This window comes from Dyella sp. 01L423 (assembly GCF_056399945.1).
Genome location: NZ_JBFTSI010000039.1, coordinates 1 through 465 on the forward strand (window position 1 = coordinate 1; position 465 = coordinate 465).

Here is a 465-nt window from a genome sequence, read left to right on the forward strand (position 1 = left end):
GATCGACAGCGCCAGGCCCGTGGCCACCTGGTTGGTGGCCAGCACCAGCGCCAGCCACGAGAACAGCGAAGCCATCAGCATGCCGGCCAGCGCGCCAGCCGCGAAGCCGAGCATCGGCGACTGGGTTTGGTAGCCGACCATGAAGCCGAACGCGGCGGCCACCAGCATCATGCCTTCGGCGCCGAGGTTGAGCACGCCGGCGCGCTCGTTGACGAGCAGGCCCAGCGCGGCCAGCAGCAGCGGGGTGCCGGCGTTGATCGCCGTGGCGATCAGGGGAGCGAGTTGTTCCATATTGTTATCGGCTCCGGTTCAGGCGGCCCGGGCGCGCCAGCGCAGCCGGTTGTCGATCAGCGTGTCGCACGCCAGCAGGAAGAACAGCAGCATGCCCTGGAACACCCAGCCGATGGCCGAGGGCAGCCCCAGCCGCGACTGCGCCATCTCGCCGCCTATATAGCTGGCTCGTCT

General features: G+C 68.8%; 1 protein-coding gene. It reads right to left on the bottom strand.

From position 1 onward, the window contains the following. A partial coding sequence (locus tag AC1DMY_RS20955) for an ABC transporter permease subunit (protein WP_477166769.1) occupies positions 1-291 on the bottom strand: 291 nt, incomplete at its 3' end. Positions 292-465: the final 174 nt, after the last annotated feature.